The following is a 20,104-nucleotide window of genomic DNA, read 5'->3' as shown; positions in this document are numbered from 1 at the left end:
GGGAGCGGTATGACTGCCCCGGAGGCCCTCCAGGCGATCCGGGCAGCGACCTTCCCGCGGTAGACCCTGAAATCACCGTTGTCAGGAGCGAATCCGCATGCTCATCGACACGCCCACCAACCGCCCCGGCACGCCCGGAACGACGACCACCGCCACCCGTCGGCGGCACGACGACGCCCCGGACACCGCGGCCCTCTTCACCCGGCTGGCGGAACTGGAGGAGGGCCCCGAGCGGGAGGCCGTCCGTGACGAGCTCGTCGCGCTCTGGCTGCCCATGGCCCACCGCATCGCCGGCCGCTTCCGCGACCGCGGCGAGTCGCTGGAGGATCTGAAGCAGGTCGCGGCTCTCGGGCTGGTCAAGGCCGTCGACCGGTTCGACCCGAGCCGGGGGGCCTTCGAGAGCTACGCCGTCCCCACCATCACGGGCGAGGTCAAGCGGCATTTCCGGGACCGGATGTGGGCCCTGCGGGTCCCCCGCCGGGTGCAGGAACTGCGCAACAAGGTGCGGGTGGCACGCCGCGAACTCACCCAGAACCCGGGCAGCCCCGAGCCCTCCGTGGCGGACCTCGCCGCCCGCACCGGCCTGACCGAGGAAGAGGTCGGCGCCGGGCTCGAGGCGCTGGAGAGCTTCAGCACCCTGTCGCTGGACGCCGAGCTCTCGGCCGACGACGACGGCTACAGCCTCGCGGACACCCTCGGCGCGGCGGACGCCTCCTACGACGTCGTGGTCGACCGCGAGTCCGCCAAGGAAGGCCTGCGCCGCCTGCCGGAACGCGAACGGGCCATTCTCTACATGCGCTTCTTCGAGGACATGACGCAAAGCCGCATCGCCGACCACCTCGGCATCTCCCAGATGCACGTCTCCCGTCTCATCAGCCGCAGTTGCGCCCGCGTGCGCGACGAGGCCATGGGGCAGTGGACGGGCGCCCGGGACAGCGGCAGCACCTCCACGACGGCCTGACCCCCCGACCCACGAGGAGCGACGACAACATGCTCAGACCCCATCCCGCCGTGCTGCGCCGCCTCGTCGACGAGTACGAGGCACTGTTATCGGCCGCGGAGTCCGCAAGCGCACCGGCGGAGTCCGGTCCACGGGCACGCGACCTGGCGTACACGCTGTGCGTGTCCACCGGCACCCGTGACATCGGGCGAGCCCTGGACGTCGCACACCGGTGGCTCGCGACCGCGCCCGCACCGGCCCGGGAGACCGCTGCCCTGGCCACCTGACCACGGGCGGAGCAGGGGGCCCGGCCGACGGCATCAGCCGTGGCCGGGCCCTTTCACGTGCCCGCCATGGCCGGGCCCTCGGGGCATCCAGGCCGGAATGCGCTGGTCCGGCGGCCGACCGGGTGTGTGGCCGCCGAGCCGGGGCATCCGGAACGCCGGGAGGCTGACATGAACACAAGTGCGCTGGCACAGACCGGACGGTTCCGGGCCCGACGGGCGGCACGGGGTTCGGTGACCGAGGGGGCGGCACGGGCGGGACTCGCCGCCCGGGGCGTGATCTATCTGCTGGTCGGCGCGCTGGCGCTGCAGATCGCCTTCGGCGACACGAAGGAGCAGGCCGACCGCGGGGGAGCCCTGGCGGCCATCTCGCAGAAGCCGTTCGGAGCGGTCCTGCTCTGGGCCCTGGGCATCGGGCTCGTCGGCATGGCCCTGTGGCGGCTGTCCGAGGTGTTCTTCGGCTCCGTCGGACAGGACGGCCGCAGCGCCCGCAAGCGGCTGATGGCAGCGGTCCGCTGCGCGTTCTACGCCTTCGTCGCCTACTCCGTGCTGTCCTTCGCGGCCAGCCGTGACCAGAGCGGCGGCGGCTCCAGCGACCAGCAGTCCCGGGACGCCACCGCCAGGGCACTGGAGATCCCCGGCGGGCAGTGGCTGGTCGGCGCGGCCGGGATCGCGATCGTCGCCGCGGGTGGGTGGATCGGCGTACGGGCGGTCCTGCGCAAGTACCACGACAAGCTCCGGCTCGGGCAGATGGGCCCCCGCACCCGGCGGCTGGTGGACATCACCGGTGTGGCCGGCGGCGCCGCCCGCGGGCTGGTGTTCGCCGTGGCCGGTGTCTTCGCCGTCCGCGCCGCGATCGACTACGAACCCGACCAGGCCAAGGGCCTGGACGACACCCTGCGCACCTTCGCCGACACCCCCCTCGGCCCCTGGCTCCTGGTCTGCGTCGCGGCCGGGCTCGTACTGTTCGGGGTGTTCTCCTTCGCGATGGCCCGCTGGCGACGCGTCTGAGCCGCGCCGTGCGGGGAACACGGAGCCAATGAGCGATTCCGAGATTCCGCATGGCGACGACCGGCCCGTGGACATGTACCTGGACCTCCTGCGCATCCGGATGGACACCGAGGACTACCGCCTCCTGATGCGCGTGGTGGAACCGGTCCTCGAGGCGATCGACGAGGAGCGCCTGTCCAGCCTCGACTTCGCGCTCGACTCAGGGGCCGGCGACGAACTGCCCCAAGAGGTGCGTGACGAGGTGGCCCTCGTCATCGCCACCGCCGTCACCGGCCGCCTCGACAACGAAGTGGTCGAACTCGACGTCGACGACACGGGCCCGGTCAGGATCGTCACGGACGCGACCACCGCGTCCGACCCGGACCGCCTCGGCGAGATAGCCGACTACATCAAGGAACGGCACAGGCAGACCGAGGAGCTCCGGGGCATCGCCGAGGTGAGCGGACTGCCCACGGACTTCTGAGCGGTATCCGCCTCAGCCCCGGGGTTCCGCCACCGGCACGCCCAGCGGCCGGGCCAGGCCCACCACGGCCTCGTCCAGCCGCTCCAGGTGCCGCAGCACGCGGTCGGTGATCCGGCCGTAGCGCGGTGTGCCGGCGTCGGACCCCAGCAGCGACGCGATGCTCGGGCCGGTCTCCACCCGCGCCCCGGTGTGCTCGTCCTCGACCCGCGCCGCGATGGTCCCGATGTTGCGCACGGTACGCGCCGCGGCCCCGCGCAACCGCGGGTCCGCCGCGATCGAGGGATGCGTGGGCAGCAGCTCGGCGGTCGCCGCCAGCGTCCGCGCGTGGTACGCGCACGTCTCCAGCAGCGCCACCACGTACCGGGCCGTGTGGCGCCGGGCCCGCAGCGGCGTGACCGGGTGCGTCAGCGGCTGCGTGGCGGCCCGCAGGTCGGCCAGCGCCTGGTCCAGGTCACGCGCCTTGTCCAGCAGCTCGTCCGCGGGCCCGCCGCTGAGCTGCCCGACCGCGGCCTCGGTGACGTCCGCCAGCCGGTCGAGCACGGTGCCGAGCAACTCGTTCGTACGGCGGTCCGTCCGCACCGGCAGGACCAGCGCCGCCGCGACCACGCCGCAGGCAGCACCGAGGGCGGTCTCCTCCACCCGCAGCACGAGCACGTCGAGGCTGTAGGTGTGCAGCAGCGTGTACAGCAGCCCCAGCATCGCCGTGACGAAGAACGACATCAGCGTGTACGACAACGGTGCCGAGTAGAACATCGCGAAGATCAGCACCAGCACCAGCGCGAACGCCGTCCAGGTGTTCTGCCCGACCAGGCCCGCCAGCACGATTCCGGCCACGACGCCGAACACCGTGCCGAGCAGCCGCCGGTAGCCCTTGACCAGGATCTCGCCCGTGGAGGCGGTGTTCAGAAAAACGATCCAGCAGGTCAGCACCGCCCAGTACCAGCGCTGTGTGGACAGCATCTCGCCGCCCACGATGGCCAGCGTCGAGCCGACGGCGACCTGCACGGCGGCGCGGGTGGTGGGCCGCCGCAGACCCGTCTCCTCCTCGGCGGCCGGCTCTTCGCCGCCGCCGTCGATCGCGGCGTCCTCGGCGTCCAGCTCCTCGCGGGAGCGGGCCGTGGCAGGGGTGTCGTCCGACTCGTCCTGCGGGCCGTCCAGCGCGATCCGCAGCCCCATGACCGCGCGGGCCGCCTCGCCGATGCCCCGGAAGACGTCCTGGACGGCGGCGGGCGCGGGCGGCAGGTTCTCCTCGTCCCGGTAGCCGAGCAGCCGGTTGCGGACGTGCGCCAGCGCGGTGCCCGTATCGCCGCTCCCGGCCCGCAGCACGAGGGTGCGCAGCGCCTGGAGATCCCGGCGGAGCGTGGCGGTGGCCTCGTCCGGCACGGCCGGCGCGCTCAGCGACGGCGCGGGCGCGCCCGGCAGGTGCAGGGTGAGCGTGTCGGCACGCTCGGCGCTGCGGGCGGTCAGCAACAGCAGACCGAGCCGCTCGGCGGCGATCTCCGCGTCCGCGACCCGGCGCTGCACGAGCCGCGCCACCGACTCGTCCGAGGTGCCCTCGTCCAGCTGCGCCTGGATCATCATCGCCGTCTCGTGCAACCGCGCGGTGCCCTCGCGCACGGCGTTCAGGGCCTTGTCCATCTCGTCCCCGTCGGCGTCGAGGAGGTCGAGCTGCGCGGACACCAGCTGGGCCAGCCGGGCGCGGAAGGCCAGCCGCAGCCGCATCAGGACGCCCGTGGGCGTCGCGGGCACCACCGCGAAGCGCAGCACGGCACTGGAGCAGAACGCCACGGCCATGACGCCGCACAGCGCGGGCAGCGAGGAGACGGTGACGCCGACGAACAGGGACAGGAAGTAGATCTGGAAGCCGATCAGCCCCAGCGCGGTGCCACGGTCGCCGAACCGGCGGCCGTAGACCGCGCAGAAGATCAGGACGACGAAGAAGATGTCACCGACGTAGAGACGCGCGTTGAGCACCGCGCCCAGGGACACGGAGGCCAGCGCCACCGGCAGGCCCAGCGCCAGCGTCACGGCCTGGGGCCCGAGCTGCTTCTCGCGGATGGCGAAGGTGGCGACCATCGCCGCCATGGCCCCCGCCACCAGCAGGTGCACATCGGCCCCGAACAGGCTGAGCACGGCCAGGGTGAGTGTGATGGCGCCGACCGTGCGCAACCCGGCCGTCAGGCGCAGCAGTCCGGGGTCGGACGCCGCGATCCGGTCCCGCAGTCCTGTCCACATCGACCGTCCTGCTGCCCTCACGCCGCCGCACTCTCTCCCGACTCACCTCAAGATCCGCATCTCAGCATGTCATGCCGGAATCGGAAGATCCCCTTCGGCCCCGACTAGGCCTGCCGACCGGTCCCCTCGATGTGCTCCCGCACCTGTTCCGGCGTCAGATAGGCGTCGGTGTACTCGAAGTCCTTCAGCCGGGCGGCCTTGCGGGTCTGGAAGCCGGTCCGTACGAAGTCGTCGCCGGCCACCGCGTTGAGCAGCCAGTTCGTCATCACCCGAGTCTTGGCCACGTTGGTGCGCAGGGCCGACCAGTGGTAGCCGCGGGCGACGGCCTGGGCGGGCAGGCCGCGCAGTTCGATGCCCAGCGGCTTGGAGACGGCGTCGGTGCCGCCGAGGTCGACGACGAGCCCGAGGTCCTTGTGGACGTAGCGCTGCATCGACTGTCCCCGCAGCGCCGCGATGACGTTGTCGGCCACATGCTTGCCCTGCCGCAGGGCGTGCTGCGCGGTGGGCGGGCACATGGCGCCGTCGTCGCCCTTGGCCAGGTCGGGTACGGCGGCCGAGTCGCCGAGCGCGAACACCCCGTCGTTGCCCGGCAGGTTCATCTCGGGGGCGACCGCGAGCCGTCCCTTGACCGTCTCGGCGCCGAGCGTGGCGATGAGGGGGCTGGCGACGACCCCGGCGGTCCAGATGAGCGTGCGGGTCGGGATCACCCGGCCGTCGGTGAAGGTGACCTCCTCGGGGCCCGCCTTGGCGATGGAGGTGCCCAGGGAGATCTCGATGCCCCGCCGGCGCAGGATCTCCTGTGCGCTGCTGCCGAGCTTGTCGCCGAGCTCCGGCATCAGCTTCGGCGCGATGTCGATCAGATGCCACTTGATCAGCCCCGGGTCCAGCCGCGGATAGCGCTTCACGGCGGCGTGCGTCAGGCGCTGCAGGCAGGCCGCGGTCTCGGTGCCCGCGTAGCCGCCGCCGACCACGACGAACTGCAGCCGCGAGGCCCGCTCGTCCGGGTCCTGGCTCGCGTCGGCCAGATCCAGCTGCGAGATGACGTGGTCACGGATGTACGCCGCCTCGGCGAGCGTCTTCATCCCGAACGCGTGGTCCGTCAGACCGGGGATGTCGAAGGTACGGGTGATGCTGCCGGGGGCCAGCACGATGTAGTCGTACGGCTCGTTGACGATCTGGTCGGTGATGGTGCGGATGACGCAGACCTTGGACTTCAGGTCGACGCCGATGGCCCCGCCCGGAATGATGCGCGTGCGGTACTTCTTGCTGCGGCGCAGGGAGACGGCGATCGACTGCGGCGTCAGCACGCCGGAGGCGACCTGGGGAAGCAGCGGCAGGTAGAGCTGGTAGGCGAACGGCGTCACCAGCGTGACGTCGGCCTCGTCCGGGGAGAGTTTCCGTTCCAGACGGCGGACGCACTCCACGCCGGCGAAGCCTGCGCCAACCACCAGGATCCTGGGTCGTGTCACGGTGTTCATCCCTTTCTGCGGCTCCAGGCGGTCTGCCTCGAACGCCTTTCGACTGCCCCTGGATCGCTGGTTCGCACCCCTTCGATCCCACCGCGTGTCCGACCGGGACGCCAGTCGGACGCGGCAGGCAGACGAACGCGTCGATCACCACCATGCCCGTCCGGTGGCCGAAAAGCACCAGGCGGGAGTGAAGAACGCGTGCAAGGCACGGCCGGCCGGGCGCCGGCCGGACCGCGCCGTCAGGATGTGGCGTCCCCTTGGAGATGACACAGCAACAGGCACACGTCGTCGTCGCGCTCGGAATCGCTCAGCAGCGGATGCAGGATCCGGTCCGCCGAGCCCTCCAGATCCGCGTCCAGCTCCGCGGACCGGAACCCGCCGAGCGCCGTGGCCAGCCGCTCGATGCCCGGGTCTATGCCCTGCGCGCGCCGCTCCACCAGCCCGTCCGTGTACAGCGCGAGCGTCGAGCCGGGCTCCACATGCTCCGTGTGGTCGGCGATCTCCTGGGTGAGCGGGATGCCGAGCATGGCGCCGGGTTTGGCGTCGAGCGTGCGCACGGTCCCGTCGGGCAGCCGCAGCACCGGCGGTGGATGGCCCGCGGCGGCCCACGTCAGGGTGGGTTCGTCCGGGTGGAAGCGCGCGATGACGGCGGTGGCGTACAGGTCGGGCTGCAGATGGTGCAGGAACCGGTGCAGCCGGGTCAGCAGCCGGCCCGGGCTGTCGCCGTCGACGGCGTACGCCCGCAGCGCGGTGCGCAGCTGGCTCATCATGACGGCAGCGTGCAGCCCGTGCCCCGTCACATCGCCGATGACGGTGATGAGACCGCCGTCCCGCTGGCGGAACGCGTCGTACCAGTCACCGCCGATGTTCATCCCGTGCGTGGCGGGCAGATACCGTGCGGCCAGACTCAGGCCCGGCGTCGTCGGCAGGTCCGTGAGCAGGGCGCGCTGCAGCGTCTCGGCGATGTCGCGGTTGTGCTCGAAGCGCCGGGCGTTGTCGATCGCGATGCTGGCCCGCCGGGTCAGCTCGATCAGCATCACCGCGTCGTCCGGGTCCCAGCGCGCACCGGGCGGCGACAGGGTCAGGACTCCCAGCGGCGCCCGCCGCGTCGGCAGCGGGATGCACAGCAACGGCCGCCCGGGATCCAGCGCCGACGGCGGCTGGTCCTCGACGCCGGGCAGGCCACCGGGATGGTCGGCGGCGTACTGGGGCCGGCCGGTCCGGGCCGCGACCACGGCGGCGGCCGGATGCGGCGCCGACCCGTGCCGGTCGTCCTCGTGGTCGAACAGCCAGATGTCGACACTGCGCGCGTACTCCGGCACCAGCAGGTCCGGCAGCCGGCGCACGATCTCCTCGTGGTTCAGCGAAGCCGTCAGCACGGCACTCGCGTCCGCGAGGAACGTCAGCCTGCGGCGGGCGCTCTCCGCCTCGTTGCGTGCGCTGCGCTCGGCGGCGAAGGCCTCGCGCTGGGCCCGCCCGGCCGCGTCCAGCTCCGCGTGCAGCGCCAGGACGCCCTGGTTCGTCTGGTGCAGCTCCTCGCGGTGGAAGGAGACCAGGTCCTCCTGCTCGGTGAGCTTGTCCAGCACCACGGCCGTGTCCTCGTCGGCACCGAGCAGCGCCTCCGCGAGGGCGGCCGGGTCATCGGCCACGGTGCCGCTCTCCCCGGCCCGGGCCGCCTCGGGGCAGGGGACCGCGACCTCCCACGGCGGCTCCCCGGCCGCGGCGGACGCGTCCGGCGACGGGGTCACCACGGCGTGCAGCAGCCCCTCCTCGGCGGGGGAGCCGGCCAGGTCCGTGGTGAGCAGCCACGTGCCGCCCTTGGTGAGGCACTGGCGCAGGTGGGCGCTGAGGGCGGCGGCCAGCCTCGTCCGTTCGACGGTGGGCACACCGTACGCGGCGGCCAGGCGCGCGAGGGCGATGCGGGCGCGTGCCGCATCGGTGACGGTGGTGATCTGCCAAGTGCGCATCATGGGCGTTCCGGCGGGGTCGGAGTCAGCACGGCCACGGCGGTGTCGTCCCGCACCGGCCGGGCGGGACTGCTCGCGTCACGTATCGTCACGGCGGCCGTCACGGCCGGGTCGGCCGCGGGCAGGCCAACCTCGGACGGCGGCGTCCAGCGGCTGGGCAGGCCGTCGGTGTGCAGGATCAGCAGCCGGTCGTCCGCCCAGTCGGCCTCCTCCTCGCGGAGGGTGCCGGGCCGGTGGACGCCGACGATGCCGGGCCGCGACAGCAGATGACGCCAGGTGCCGTCCGTGCGCAGCCGCGCCCCCACGTTCCCGATGCCGGCGAACCGCAGCCGCCCGGCCCGCAGGTCGAGCTGGGCCACGGCGACGGCCGCGCCCCGGGTGCCCTTCAGCGCGTCGTGCAGTTGCCGCAGCACCTCGGCGGGGGAGAGGTGGGCCCAGCGGTGCAGCGCCACGACCGCGGTGGACGAGGCACGAGCGGCCTCCGGACCGTGCCCCAGACCGTCCGCCAGCATCAGCGTCACCCGCTCCCCGGCCCGCACCCACGCCCAGGCGTCGCCCGAGCACTCGGCTCCGGCGTAGGGGATGTTCACGCCTCCGGCCCGCACAGCGGCGACGGGCGCGGGGCTGTCGTCCGCCGTGCTGGGCCGCCCTTCACGCCCGGGGACACCGCCGTCCCCGGGCCCGTCGCCGGACCACCCCGGAACGGCACCACCCTGCGTGCCGGGCCCGGGCAGCTCGCTCCAGCTCCCCGAGACCCCGTCGGCCCGCACGCGCACGGCCGGTCCGGCGGGCGTGCCGTCGCCGCGAGGCGTCGCGCCCACACGGGCCACCGCGACCGTGCCGCGGCCGGACCTGCTGTGCAGGCCGAAGTCGTCGGCGAGACGCAGACACGTGCCGAGGCCCGCACCGAGCGAGCGGGTCGTGGAGAAACCGTCGCGCAGCGCAGCGGGCACGTCGGGAATGCCCGGGCCGTGGTCGATCGCGGCGATCTGCACGACCCGGGACTCCTCACGTCCCTCCCGCAGCACGGGCGACGCCACGACGTCGATGAGCACCTGACCACCCTCGGCGTGCTTGAGTAGATTCGTGGCGAGTTCGGTCGCCACCAGCGCGGCGGCCGCGGTGCGCCGCTCGTCGAGACCGGCCAGCGCGGCCGCGTCCTCCGCGGCGACCCGCGCGTCGCGCACCCGCGTCGAGTCGCGCACCGGGACGTCCCATACGCGCGGCATCAGGCCTCCTCGCGTGGACGCGGCGGCTGGGCCACCCAGCAGGTCACCCGCACGGTGGTGCCGTCGCCCGGTGTGCTGTCGATGTGGAAGTCGTGCACCAGGCGCCGCGCGCCGCTCAGTCCCATCCCCAGCCCGCCGCCGGAGGTGTAGCCGTCGCTGAGTGCCCGGTCCAGGTCGGCGATGCCCGGTCCCTCGTCGGTGAAGGCCAGCCGCAGGCCCTGCGCACCCGTGCTGCTGACGTGCGTCGCCTCCATCTGCCCGCCACCGCCGTGCACGAGGGTGTTGCGGGCCAGCTCACTGGCCGCGGTGACCAGCTTGGTCTGCGCCACCAGGCCGAAGCCGAGCTGGGCCGCGGCCTGCCGTACGTGCTGTCGCACCCACACCAGGTCCAGGTCCGACCGGATGGGCAGGCAGGCCTCCACGCCCGCGGCAGTGTGCATCACGGACTCTCCTGACGCGGGCCGCCGGGACGGGTCACCGGCTTCTGCTGCGCGAGGAGTTCCATGCCCGCCTCGGCGCTGAGCGCGGTGAGCAGCCCCGGCAGCGTCAGCCCCAGTTCCACCAGGGTGATGGCGACCGCCGGGCGCATGCCGGCCACCACGGTCCGCGCGGCCAGCAGCTTGGCCTGCGCGGCGATCTCGGCCAGCACCCGGCCGAGGAAGGAGTCGACGATCTCCACGCCGGAGATGTCGATGAGGACACCGCGCACCCCGGTGCGGGAGATGGTCTCCGCGAGGTCCTGCTGGAGCTGCTGCGCCATGCTGTCGTGCAGGTCCCCCTGGAGCGTGACCAGGAGGACGTCGCCGAGCCGCAGGACCGGCACATGGCCCGTGACGGGACGGAGGTAGGCGTCGCTCACCGCTGTCCCGCACCCGCGTTCACGATGTCGGCGCCGAGCTGGTGCAGCGCGTACCCCAGGGCATCGGCGAGGTTCGCGCGGGTGATCACGTCCAGGTCCAGACCGAGGTGGACCATGGTCTGCGCGATGGCGGGACGGATGCCGGAGACGATGCACTCGGCGCCCATCAGCCGCGCGGCGGCCACCGTCTTCATCAGGTGCTGCGCCACCAGGGAGTCGACCGTGGGCACGCCGGTGATGTCCAGGATCGCGAACCGGGCGTGCTGGTCGACGACGGCGTCCAGCAGCGTCTCCATGACCACCTGGCTGCGCGCGCTGTCGAGCGTCCCGATCAGCGGCACGGCCACGATGCCGTCCCACAGCCGGATGACGGGCGTGGCCACCTCCATCAGCTGCAGCCGCTGCCGGTCGCTGAGCGCCTCCCACTCGCTCAGCGCCGTCTGCATGGCCACCAGCCGCAGGGTGCCCATCAGCACGGTCAGCGTCGTAGAACACGCCCGCAGGTGCTCGGGCGGCGCCTGCTCCAGATCTGCGGCCAGCAGGTTCTCGATGGGCGGCCGCAGGGCGGCCAGCTCGCTGGACACCTGGGTGTTGGACAGCCCGGCACGGGAGCGCGCCGCGCCCATCCGGGCCAGCTGCTCCCGCACCCCGCTGAACCCCGCGGAGTCCGGGTCCTCCACCTGGTCCGAGTCGGCCACCTGGGCCAGCGCGTCCACGACGGCCTTGCCCGCTTCCACCGCCTCGTCGCGCGAGACGGTGAACACGGTGCGGAACAGGGGCTCGTCCGCCCACCGCTGGGCGATCTGTTCCCGCCGGCGGTGCAGGAAGTCCCTGACCTCCCGGGTGGGCGTTTCGAGCTGTCCGTCCGCTTCGTGCTCCGGCACCTGGTTCTCTCCTCTTCCGCGTTGCGTCGACCGAGCCCGCTTCGGGAAACGAGAACGGCATGATCACACTTGCCGGGCGACAACTCTAACCATGCCCCGACCTCGTACGACACCGGATCCGGCGCGAGCGATCCGGTTCAGGGGAACGGCGGTCGGCCGCCGCCGGCGGCCGACGCGCGCGCACGGCGGAGCGAGGGTACCGGGTGGTCAGGCGCCCGCTTCCCCCGGCTCCTCGGGGGTGTCCGGCACTTCGTCGGCACGGGCCAGGGCCTCGTCCACGCTCTCCGATATCGGCACCGTGATGCTGACGCCCGTCAGGTCGAGGATGCGTCGTACGGCGGGCGTGGGGCTGATGACGTGCACGCTGCCGGCGGTCTTGCGGGTCTCCTGGTACACGCGGAGGATGATGTTCATCCCCGACGAGTCCATGAAGGGGACGGACGACAGGTCGAGCAGGAAGTGCCGTCGGCCGTGGTGGAGTTGGTTGGCCAGATGGGCCTGGAACTCGGTCGCGGTGTCGACGTCCAGGTAGCCGTCGACCGTGATCAGGGCCACGTCCTCCCGGGGCAGCTCGACTTCCACGGACAGCGGGTTCTGGGCGAGGGGCACGGATACCTCCAACAAGTGCTACGGCCTGGGCTGGTCACCTCTCAGGGGTGACCGCGGTGCGGGGCGATGCCGGTCGTGGGGCGGGCTCGAATGCCGTGTCTCATGTGCCTCCTTTCGCTACCGGGCTCCGTTTTCACCGCGCCCCCGCGATTACCCCGGAAACCGCACCCCATTCCCCCTGACCCGAACCTCTCCGAGACCTGCCGCCCCGCGTCGTACGGTGGCAGGGGTGTGCGCCGAATGCGCTTGCGGCAGGAGGGTAATTGCTGCTGTGGAGCCGGGTGGGCGGAAGAGTCCGCCGGGGGATCCGCGATCCGCACACCGCGAGGGAGGATGGAGCAGCGTGGCCATCGACAGAATCTGGTCGTACGCGCCGGACAGCGGTCACGTCGAGGGGCAGGACCTGACCGGGTTCACCGTCGCCGCGACCGACGGCACGATCGGGCACATGGACCGCGAGGCCGCCCCGCACGGCATGCGGCACCTGGTCGTCGACACCGGAGTCTGGGTGTTCGGCCGCAGCGTGCTGGTGCCGGCCGGAGTCGTCATCGGCATCGACACACAGGCCCGGAAGATCACACTGGCCTGCACCAGGGGAGACGCGAAGGAGGCTCCCCGCTTCCAGACGGACAGCGAGACCAGGGACCGGGAGTACCTGACGGCCGTGGGCGACTACTACGACCGGCTGCCGCCACGCGAGACGGCCTCGGTCTGAGCCGGTCACGGGCGCTCCGCGCCCGTGACGCTCCGGCTCACCAGGGCAGGAACACGTGCACGTCCTTGCCGCGCTCGTCGGCCACCACGCTGACCTGGTCGCACAAGGTGTGGATCAGGTGCCAGCCGATGCCGCCGCCACCGCTGCGCGGATCGAAGGGGCGCGGGGCGGGCTCCGTGCTGCTGGTGTCGTGCAGCACGACGTGCACACCGTCGAAGGTCCGGCGCATCCGCAGCGCGAACGGACCCGGGGCGTACTGGACCGCGTTGGCGGCCAGTTCCGTCACCACCAGCAGGATGTCGTCCCAGTACTCGGGGGCAGAGGGCGGGGAGGATCGCGCCAAGTCCCGCAGGAAACCCTCCGCGGCCAGCCGCGCACCGGTCACGTCGTGCGGCTCGCCCACGAAGCTGTTCGTGCGGCTCGGGATGTCCTCGGAGGTCAGTGCTTCGTCCCCACGCGGCTCGGTTGACATATCGCCTTTCCGGCCCGGTCGTCAGCAAGGGCTGTCGTCAGGGCTGTCGTCCTCTCTCTTGCGTCGCCACTGTCGTGTTCCCGTGCGAGCGCGGACTACGCGTCCGGTCCGCGTTCAACGGAACACGTTGTCCGAGTCGTCCCAGTGCGACGGATCCTCCGTGGTGCTCGGCCGCCCGGGACGTCTGCGCGTCTCGTACATCGCGTCGATCTCGGCCGCGTAGTGCCGCACGATCTCGTCCCGGCGCAGCTTCATCGACGGCGTCAGCAGGCCGTTGGTCACGTCGAACGGCTCCGGAAGCACCCGGAACACCCGGATCGACTCCGACCGCGACACGGCACTGTTGGCCGCGGCCACGGCCCGCGCGACCTCCTCCCGCAGCGCGTTCTCCTCCCGCGCCTCCCGCATCTCGCCCTGCAGCGCCAGCGCCGCCCGCCAGTGCGCCAGAAACTCCGGATCCAGCGTGATCAGGGCACCGACACAGGGCCGGTTGTCGCCCACCACCACCGCCTGATGGATGAGCGGATTCATCCGCAGCCGCTGCTCCAGGGAAGCCGGGGCGACGCTCTTGCCGCTGGTCGTGATGATGATGTCCTTCTTGCGGCCGGTGATCGTCAGATAGCCCTCCGAGTCCAGTCGCCCGAGGTCACCGGTGGCCAGCCAGCCGCCGCGCAGCGCGGCCCGGGTGCCGGCGTCGTCACCCACGTACCCCTGGAACACCGACGGGCCGCGCACCAGGATCTCCCCGTCGTCGGCGACCTGGATCTCCGTGCCCGGCAGCGCCTGCCCGACGGTCCCGGACTTCTCCCGGCCCAGCGGCTGCATCGTCACCCCGCCGCTGGTCTCCGTCAGGCCGTAGCCGTCGTTCACATAGATGCCGATGCCCTCGTAGAAGAGGGACAGGTCGCGGCTGAGGGGAGAGCCGCCGGATGTCGCCCGCCGCACCCGGCCGCCCAGCGCGGCCCGCAGCCTGCGGTACACCGTGCGGTCGTAGAGGGCGTGCTGGAGCCGCAGGTCGAAACCGGGTCCGCGGCCCCGGCCCAGCCGCTGGCGTTCGAGGGCTGCGGCGAAGTCCCGCGCCGTCTCGGCGGCCCGCTCGAACAGCCCGCCGTGCCCTCCCTGCTGCGCCGTGCGCAGGAAGTTCTTGTAGATCTTCTCGAAGACCGACGGGACCGCGTAGAAGTACGTGGGCCGGAAGGAGCGCAGCGCCGAGAACAGCGCCTCACCGCCGAGCTCGGCCTGGTGCCCCATCAGCAGGCCGCCGCGCACGCACAGGCCCTGGATCATGAGCCCGTACACATGGGAGAAGGGCAGGAACGCCAGCACGGAGCCCTGCTCCCCGCGCGGTGCCGCCGTCTGCCCCCATCCGGCCAGCAGCGTGTCGCAGGGCCCGGCCAGATTGCGATGGCTGAGGGCGCAGCCCAGGGCGTGGCCGGTCGTGCCGGAGGTGTAGGCGATGACGGCCGTGGAGTCCGGCAGGACGATGCGGCGCATCGAGTCGACCGTGGCGAGCGCCACGGACTCCCCGCGCACCGCCAGCTCCTCCAGCGCTCCCGCGTCCAGCTGCCAGACGTGGCTCAGCAGCGGCAGCGCCGCGCACACCGAGCCGACGGTCATCACGCCCTGCTCGTCCTCCACCACCACGGCCACACAGCCGGAGTCCCGCAGGATCCACTCCACCTGGTCGCGCGACGACGACGGGTAGACCGGAACGACCTCGGCGCCCACGGCCCACAGGGCGTAGCACAGGACCGTCCACTCGTACCGGGTGCGCGCCATGATCGCCACGCGGTGGCCCGGCGCGATCCCGGACGCGATCAAACCCTTGGCCACGTCCACCACCTCGTCGCGCAGCTCGATCGCCGTCACCTCCTCCCAGACGGCGGAGGCGGGGTCGGTGCGGCGGGCGAGCATCGGCCGGGTGGGTTCGCGGTCCGCCGTCTCGAAGACGCTGTCGGCGAGGCCGCCGGTCAGGGGCGAGTAGGCCGGTGGAGCGAGGGCCGTTTCGCGCATGCACTGCTCCTGACGTGTACGGGGTGTGACATTGCCGACGGGTACCGTCATCGGCGGTGCTCGAATGTAGTCGAGTCGAGACCCTTCGGGGTCGGGAAATACGGAAGTGACACCGCTGATGATCTCGGTGTGATCGAAGAAGGGGCGGGACGCAGGAGAGGCGGGACGCCTCACGCCTGGGTGTGGCGCACGCACTCGGTGACGACGTCCCGCAGGCTGCCCGTGCGCTCCATCAGCGCACGCTGCACCTGTGCGCCGTTGCCCTGCCGCAGCAGTTCCTCGCAGGCGGCCCGGGCCCGCTGGAGGTCACCGGTGTCCGCGAGGGCCTGGCTGACATGGTCCAGCAGGGCACGGACGATTGCCTCGGCGGGCATGCGCCGCATGGTCGCGGGGTGCAGCAGCTCGCCCGTCAGACCGGACCGCGCGGCCTGCCAGTGGGCCAGCCGCAGCAGGCTGACGCTGTGGTCGAGGGGCTCCCGGCCGGCCCGCCACTCACGCGCGGCGGTCTCGACCAGCCCGCGGACGAGGGTGGCCACCAGCACGGCGGTGCCGGAGTGCAGACAGACGTCCGAGACCCGGACCTCGACCGTCGGATACTGCCGGGACAGCCGCGCGTCGAAGTAGACCATCCCGTCGTCGAGGATGGAGCCGGTGGCCACCATGTCCGCGATCAGACGGTGGTACCGCTCGGCCGAGCCGAAGATCTCGGTCGGACCGGCCGACGGCCAGCGCTGCCACACCCGGCTGCGATAGCTGCTGTACCCCGAGTCGTGGCCCTGCCAGAACGGCGAGTTCGCGCTGAGCGCCAGCAGCACCTGCAGCCAGGGCCGCACCCGGTCGACGACCGCGACGCCCTCCTCGTCGGACTCCACGGCCACGTGCACATGGCAGCCCATGACGAGCTGCTCCCGGGTGGCGATGCCGTACTGCTCCGCCATCCACTGGTACCGCTGGTTGACGCTGACGGCGGGGCTGACGGGCAGCGGGGAGGTGGCGAGCGCCGCGACGGTGCAGCCGATCTCCCCGGCGTGCCGGGCGGCCTCCTTGCGGCAGCGGACGATCTCGGCGCGCAGGCTCTCCATGGACGACTGCGGATGGGTGGCGAACTCCAGCATCTGCTCGTGGAGTTCCTTCTCGAAAACGTCCTGATCCGCGTCGTCCCGCGCGGCATGGGCGAGCACCGCCGCCGACAGCGCCCGCGGCTCGCCGGTCTCCGGATCGACCAGGAGGAGCTCCTCCTCCACTCCGACGGTGCGCACCTGATGCCCGCCCTTCCGCGACCCTGCCGCCTCGTACCACCGGGTTCTCCCGTTGGTACGACCCCCAGTGCCCCTCACCGGCGGGTCGGACACCTGGTGCGCCCGCGGGACTTCACGGAGCGAACGGCCTCAGCCACACGGTGGCCAGCGGCGGCAGTGTGATCCGGACACAGCCGTCCTCCGGTTTGGCCGGATCCGGGTTGGTGACGCCGCTTCCGCCGTAGCGCGCGTCGTCGGTGTTGAGGGTCTCCTGCCAGGCGACGACGTCGTCCGGGACCCAGAGGCCGTAGTCGTGCCGGGCGACGGGGGAGAAGTTCGACACCGCCAGCAGCGGGTCGCCCTCGGCGTCGTACCGCAGGAACGCGAAGACGTTGTCGTCGGCTGAATCCACCGCCACCCACCGGAAGCCCTCCGGCCGGGTGTCGCACTGCCACAGCGCCGGCGTCGCCTGGTACGCCGTGTTCAGGTCACGGACCAGATCGCGCACACCCCGGTGGTCACCCGCCGAGTGGTAGCCGTCGTCGAGCAGCCACCACTCCGGCCCGTGCTCCACCGACCACTCGGCCCCCTGCGCGAACTCCTGCCCCATGAACAGCAGCTGTTTGCCGGGGTGGCCCCACATGAAGCCGAGGTAGGCGCGGGTGGTGGCGCGCCGCTGCCACCAGTCGCCCGGCGCCTTCGACACCAGCGCCTGCTTGCCGTGCACGACCTCGTCGTGGGAGATCGGCAGGACGTAGTTCTCGCTGTACGCGTACACCATCGAGAAGGTCATCTCGTGGTGGTGGTACTTGCGGTGCACCGGCTCGTGGCTCAGGTACTCCAGCGAGTCGTGCATCCAGCCCATGTTCCACTTCAGCCCGAAACCGAGCCCGCCGGTGTCGGTCGGCCGGGTCACGCCGCCCCAGGCGGTGGACTCCTCCGCGATGGTGACCACGCCGGGAGCACGCCGGTACACGGTCGCGTTCATCTCCTGCAGGAACGCCATGGCCGCCAGGTCCTCCCGGCCGCCGTAGGCGTTGGGCTCCCACTGGCCGTCCTCGCGCGAGTAGTCGAGGTAGAGCATCGAGGCGACCGCGTCCACCCGCAGCCCGTCGATGTGGAACTCCTCGCACCAGTACACCGCGTTCGCCACGAGGAAGTTGCGCACCTCGGTGCGGCCGAAGTCGAACTCGTACGTGCCCCAGTCCGGGTGCTCGGCACGCCGCCCGTCCCCGGGCTCGTACAGCGGGTCCCCGTCGAACCGGGCCAGCGCCCAGTCGTCCTTCGGGAAGTGCGCCGGCACCCAGTCCATGATCACGCCGATGCCGGCGCGGTGGCAGGCGTCGACGAAGAACCGGAAGTCGTCCGGAGAACCCAGCCGCGCGGTCGGCGCGTAGAAGCCGGTGACCTGGTAGCCCCACGAGCCGTGGAAGGGGTGCTCGGCGACCGGCATCAGCTCGAGGTGCGTGAAGCCGAGGTCCTTGACGTACGCGGGCAGCTCCTCGGCGAGCTGCCGGTAGGTCAGCCCCGGGCGCCAGGACGGCAGATGCACCTCGTACACCGACATGGGCGCCTCGTGCACCGGCGTGTCGGCGCGGTGCGTCATCCACTCGGCGTCGGCCCACTCGTAGTGCGAGGCCGTCACGATCGACGCCGTGTTCGGCGGCTCCTCGGCACGGCGGGCCATCGGGTCCGCCTTGAGGAAGCGGTGCCCGTACCGGGAGTGGATCTCGAACTTGTACGCGGTGCCCTCGCCGACGCCCGGCAGGAACAGCTCCCACACCCCGGACGCGCCCAGGGACCGCATCGGGAACTGCGTCCCGTCCCAGTGGGTGAAGTCGGCGGCGACCCGCACGCCCTGCGCGTTCGGCGCCCACACCGTGAACCGGGTGCCGGTCACGCCCTCGTGGGTCATGGGCTGTGCGCCGAGCGCCTGCCACAGCTGCTCGTGCCGGCCCTCGCGGATGAGGTGCAGATCGAGCTCGCCGAGCGCGGGCAGGAAGCGGTACGGGTCGTGCACGTCCTGCTCACTGCCGTCGTACGCCACGTGCAGCGTGTACTCGGGGATCGCCTCCAGCGGCAGTACGCCCGAGAAGAGGCCGTCGCCCTCCGAGACGAGGGCCGTGCGCTTCCCGCCGGTCACGACGCTCACGGAGCGGGCGAAGGGGCGCAGCGCCCGGAACACGATCCCGCCGGGGACCTGGTGGGCGCCGAGCAGCGCGTGCGGATCGTGGTGGGCGCCCGCCAGCAGGCGCCCGCGGTCCTCCGGGCTCAGGGCGGGCGCGGTCGCGCTCGGGACCGGGCCTGACGGCTCCGGGATTGAGGTGTCTCGCAGGGCCACGGCTCAGTCTCCTCTCACAGCGAGGCGCTCGATCGCCGCCATCGGTACAGGCAGCCAGTCGGGGCGGTGCCGTGCCTCGTACAGCACCTCGTACACGGCCCGGTCCGTCTCATAGGCCCGGAGCAGTCCGTGCTTCTTGCGCGGGTCCCAGCCGGCCCGGGCGGCATAGCCCGCGCAGTAGGCCTCGCGGCAGCGCCGCGCCCACTCCGGGCGCCAGGGGCGGCGCTGCCGGGCGGCGTAGTCGAAGGAGCGCAGCATCCCGGCGATGTCCCGCACGGGGGAGTGGGCGCTGCGCCGTTCGGAGAGCGGCCGGGACGGCTCGCCCTCGAAGTCGATGACGAACCACTCACGCCCGGCCCGCAGCACCTGGCCCAGGTGCAGGTCGCCGTGGATGCGCTGGGCGGGCGGCCCGGCGTCGCAGGTGGTGAGGGCGGCGAACGCGGTCCGCAGGCCCGGCACGAACGGCTGGAGCGCGGGCACACAGTGCGCGGCGGCGTCCAGCCGCTCGGTCATCGCCGTCGCCGTACGCCCGTTCTCCCCGGGCGCGCCGACCGGGAAGGCCGAGGCCAGCGCGAGGTGCACATCCGCCGTGGCCGCGCCGAGCGCCCGGGCCTGGACCGTGAAGTCGTCCCCGGCGGCCAGGGCGTGCAGCGCCAGCGTCCAGCCGTCGGAGGCGTCCCGCAGATACGGCTGGAGCACACCGAGCGTGGCCTTGAAGGGATGGTTCGTCTGGAACCAGGCCACGGGTGCGGGGACGCGGTGGCAGCCCTGGCGGGCCAGCGCCCCCGGCACCTCCAGGTCCGGGTTCACACCTGGCTGGATGCGCCGGAAGATCTTCAGGATGTACTCGTCGCCGTACACCAGCGAGGAGTTGGACTGCTCGGCGTCGAGCAGCCGCGGCACCAGTCCGGCGGGCACCTGCTGGTCCGGGTCGCAGTCGAAGCGCAGCGGGCCGGTGGTGCCGGGCTGCCGCAGCCGGTCCAGGAGCAGCTGGGCCGAACGGGGATCATGCAGCGCGTCGTAGACCGTCAGGCCGGCCAGCGGCCCGTCCTGCACCCGCCCGATGAGCGCCCGGCCGAGGCGCGGTGACGGGTGTTCCCGTACGCCCAGCAGGAGCTGGTAGCAGTCGCCGGCCGGGGGAGCACCGCCGGGAGACGGCACACCCGTGTGCCCGGCATGCCCGGCATGGACCAGCAGGTGCAGACAGCCCGGGAACAGCTCGGTCATCGACAGCAGGCCGAGCTCCGTGACGGGGCGGTCCTTGCCCGCGAACCAGCGCTGGCGGGGCAGCCAGTCGCGCAACAGCCCGCCGAGCGACTCCATGGGCTCGGCCGGGCGCGTACGGCTCGGGCGGAGGGATGCGGTCTTCGGCATG

At 72.4% G+C, this 20,104-nt stretch carries 18 protein-coding genes; 5 read left to right on the top strand and 13 right to left on the bottom strand.

Annotated elements, in window-relative coordinates; genetic code table 11:
- Positions 1-97 precede the first annotated feature (97 nt).
- From OHU35_RS01365 to OHU35_RS01350, 4 genes are all read left to right on the top strand, one after another.
- On the top strand, positions 98-961 hold the full coding sequence (locus tag OHU35_RS01365) for a SigB/SigF/SigG family RNA polymerase sigma factor (RefSeq protein ID WP_189725426.1): 864 nt from the start codon (positions 98-100) through the stop codon (positions 959-961).
- Positions 962-990: 29 nt separating this feature from the next.
- The gene (locus OHU35_RS01360; RefSeq protein WP_189725427.1) at positions 991-1,227 is read left to right on the top strand and encodes a DUF5133 domain-containing protein; all 237 of its coding nucleotides are present in this window, start codon (positions 991-993) and stop codon (positions 1,225-1,227) included.
- 168 nt (positions 1,228-1,395) lie between these two features.
- On the top strand, positions 1,396-2,235 hold the full coding sequence (locus tag OHU35_RS01355; protein WP_189725428.1) for a DUF1206 domain-containing protein: 840 nt from the start codon (positions 1,396-1,398) through the stop codon (positions 2,233-2,235).
- A 28-nt stretch (positions 2,236-2,263) separates the two neighbouring features.
- The gene (locus tag OHU35_RS01350; RefSeq protein ID WP_184586420.1) at positions 2,264-2,698 is read left to right on the top strand and encodes a hypothetical protein; all 435 of its coding nucleotides are present in this window, start codon (positions 2,264-2,266) and stop codon (positions 2,696-2,698) included.
- A gap of 12 nt (positions 2,699-2,710) precedes the next feature.
- On the opposite strand, the gene OHU35_RS01345 is transcribed toward OHU35_RS01350, so the two are convergent.
- The 8 genes from OHU35_RS01345 to OHU35_RS01310 all read right to left on the bottom strand — a co-directional run bounded on the left by OHU35_RS01345 (position 2,711) and on the right by OHU35_RS01310 (position 11,950).
- Positions 2,711-4,954 (bottom strand): FUSC family protein, encoded by a 2,244-nt coding sequence (locus OHU35_RS01345; protein ID WP_189725429.1) that lies wholly within the window; start codon positions 4,952-4,954, stop codon positions 2,711-2,713.
- 83 nt (positions 4,955-5,037) lie between these two features.
- Positions 5,038-6,411, bottom strand: coding sequence for an NAD(P)/FAD-dependent oxidoreductase (locus tag OHU35_RS01340; RefSeq protein ID WP_189725430.1), 1,374 nt, complete (start codon positions 6,409-6,411; stop codon positions 5,038-5,040).
- Between the two features lie 230 nt (positions 6,412-6,641).
- Positions 6,642-8,372 (bottom strand): SpoIIE family protein phosphatase, encoded by a 1,731-nt coding sequence (locus tag OHU35_RS01335; RefSeq protein WP_359894419.1) that lies wholly within the window; start codon positions 8,370-8,372, stop codon positions 6,642-6,644.
- Positions 8,369-9,598: a SpoIIE family protein phosphatase gene (locus OHU35_RS01330; RefSeq protein ID WP_405504237.1), complete on the bottom strand. Its 1,230-nt coding sequence runs from the start codon at positions 9,596-9,598 to the stop codon at positions 8,369-8,371. The genes OHU35_RS01335 and OHU35_RS01330 overlap by 4 nt, the downstream gene beginning before the upstream one ends.
- Positions 9,598-10,038: an anti-sigma regulatory factor gene (locus OHU35_RS01325; RefSeq protein WP_359894415.1), complete on the bottom strand. Its 441-nt coding sequence runs from the start codon at positions 10,036-10,038 to the stop codon at positions 9,598-9,600. The genes OHU35_RS01330 and OHU35_RS01325 overlap by 1 nt, the downstream gene beginning before the upstream one ends.
- Positions 10,038-10,457: an STAS domain-containing protein gene (locus OHU35_RS01320; protein ID WP_189725433.1), complete on the bottom strand. Its 420-nt coding sequence runs from the start codon at positions 10,455-10,457 to the stop codon at positions 10,038-10,040. Before OHU35_RS01320 ends, OHU35_RS01325 begins: the two co-directional genes overlap by 1 nt.
- Positions 10,454-11,341 carry an STAS domain-containing protein gene (locus OHU35_RS01315; RefSeq protein ID WP_189725434.1) on the bottom strand — a complete coding sequence of 296 codons (888 nt, stop codon included), beginning with the start codon at positions 11,339-11,341 and terminating at the stop codon, positions 10,454-10,456. Before OHU35_RS01315 ends, OHU35_RS01320 begins: the two co-directional genes overlap by 4 nt.
- 207 nt (positions 11,342-11,548) lie before the next feature.
- Positions 11,549-11,950 (bottom strand): STAS domain-containing protein, encoded by a 402-nt coding sequence (locus OHU35_RS01310; protein ID WP_189725435.1) that lies wholly within the window; start codon positions 11,948-11,950, stop codon positions 11,549-11,551.
- 343 nt (positions 11,951-12,293) lie between these two features.
- Here OHU35_RS01310 and OHU35_RS01305 point away from each other — a divergent pair, with 343 nt between their 5' ends.
- Positions 12,294-12,665: a PRC-barrel domain containing protein gene (locus OHU35_RS01305; protein WP_359894411.1), complete on the top strand. Its 372-nt coding sequence runs from the start codon at positions 12,294-12,296 to the stop codon at positions 12,663-12,665.
- Positions 12,666-12,702: 37 nt separating this feature from the next.
- On the opposite strand, the gene OHU35_RS01300 is transcribed toward OHU35_RS01305, so the two are convergent.
- The 5 genes from OHU35_RS01300 to OHU35_RS01280 all read right to left on the bottom strand — a co-directional run bounded on the left by OHU35_RS01300 (position 12,703) and on the right by OHU35_RS01280 (position 20,103).
- A complete protein-coding gene (locus OHU35_RS01300; protein WP_189725437.1) occupies positions 12,703-13,137 on the bottom strand; it encodes an ATP-binding protein in 435 nt (144 codons plus the stop codon).
- Between the two features lie 114 nt (positions 13,138-13,251).
- Complete coding sequence (locus OHU35_RS01295) at positions 13,252-15,150, bottom strand: long-chain fatty acid--CoA ligase (protein WP_189725438.1); 1,899 nt, start codon at positions 15,148-15,150, stop codon at positions 13,252-13,254.
- A 170-nt stretch (positions 15,151-15,320) separates the two neighbouring features.
- Positions 15,321-16,409, bottom strand: coding sequence for a glutamate--cysteine ligase (locus OHU35_RS01290; RefSeq protein ID WP_405504234.1), 1,089 nt, complete (start codon positions 16,407-16,409; stop codon positions 15,321-15,323).
- 112 nt (positions 16,410-16,521) lie between these two features.
- Positions 16,522-18,729, bottom strand: a complete 2,208-nt coding sequence (gene glgB, locus OHU35_RS01285; protein WP_405504233.1) for a 1,4-alpha-glucan branching enzyme — start codon at positions 18,727-18,729, stop codon at positions 16,522-16,524.
- A 3-nt stretch (positions 18,730-18,732) separates the two neighbouring features.
- A complete protein-coding gene (locus tag OHU35_RS01280; RefSeq protein WP_189725441.1) occupies positions 18,733-20,103 on the bottom strand; it encodes a maltokinase N-terminal cap-like domain-containing protein in 1,371 nt (456 codons plus the stop codon).
- Position 20,104: the final 1 nt, after the last annotated feature.

It is taken from the genome of Streptomyces purpurascens, from assembly GCF_045040895.1.
Taxonomy (GTDB): Bacteria; Actinomycetota; Actinomycetes; order Streptomycetales; family Streptomycetaceae; genus Streptomyces; species Streptomyces purpurascens.
This window is presented reverse-complemented; position numbering and strand designations above follow the sequence as displayed.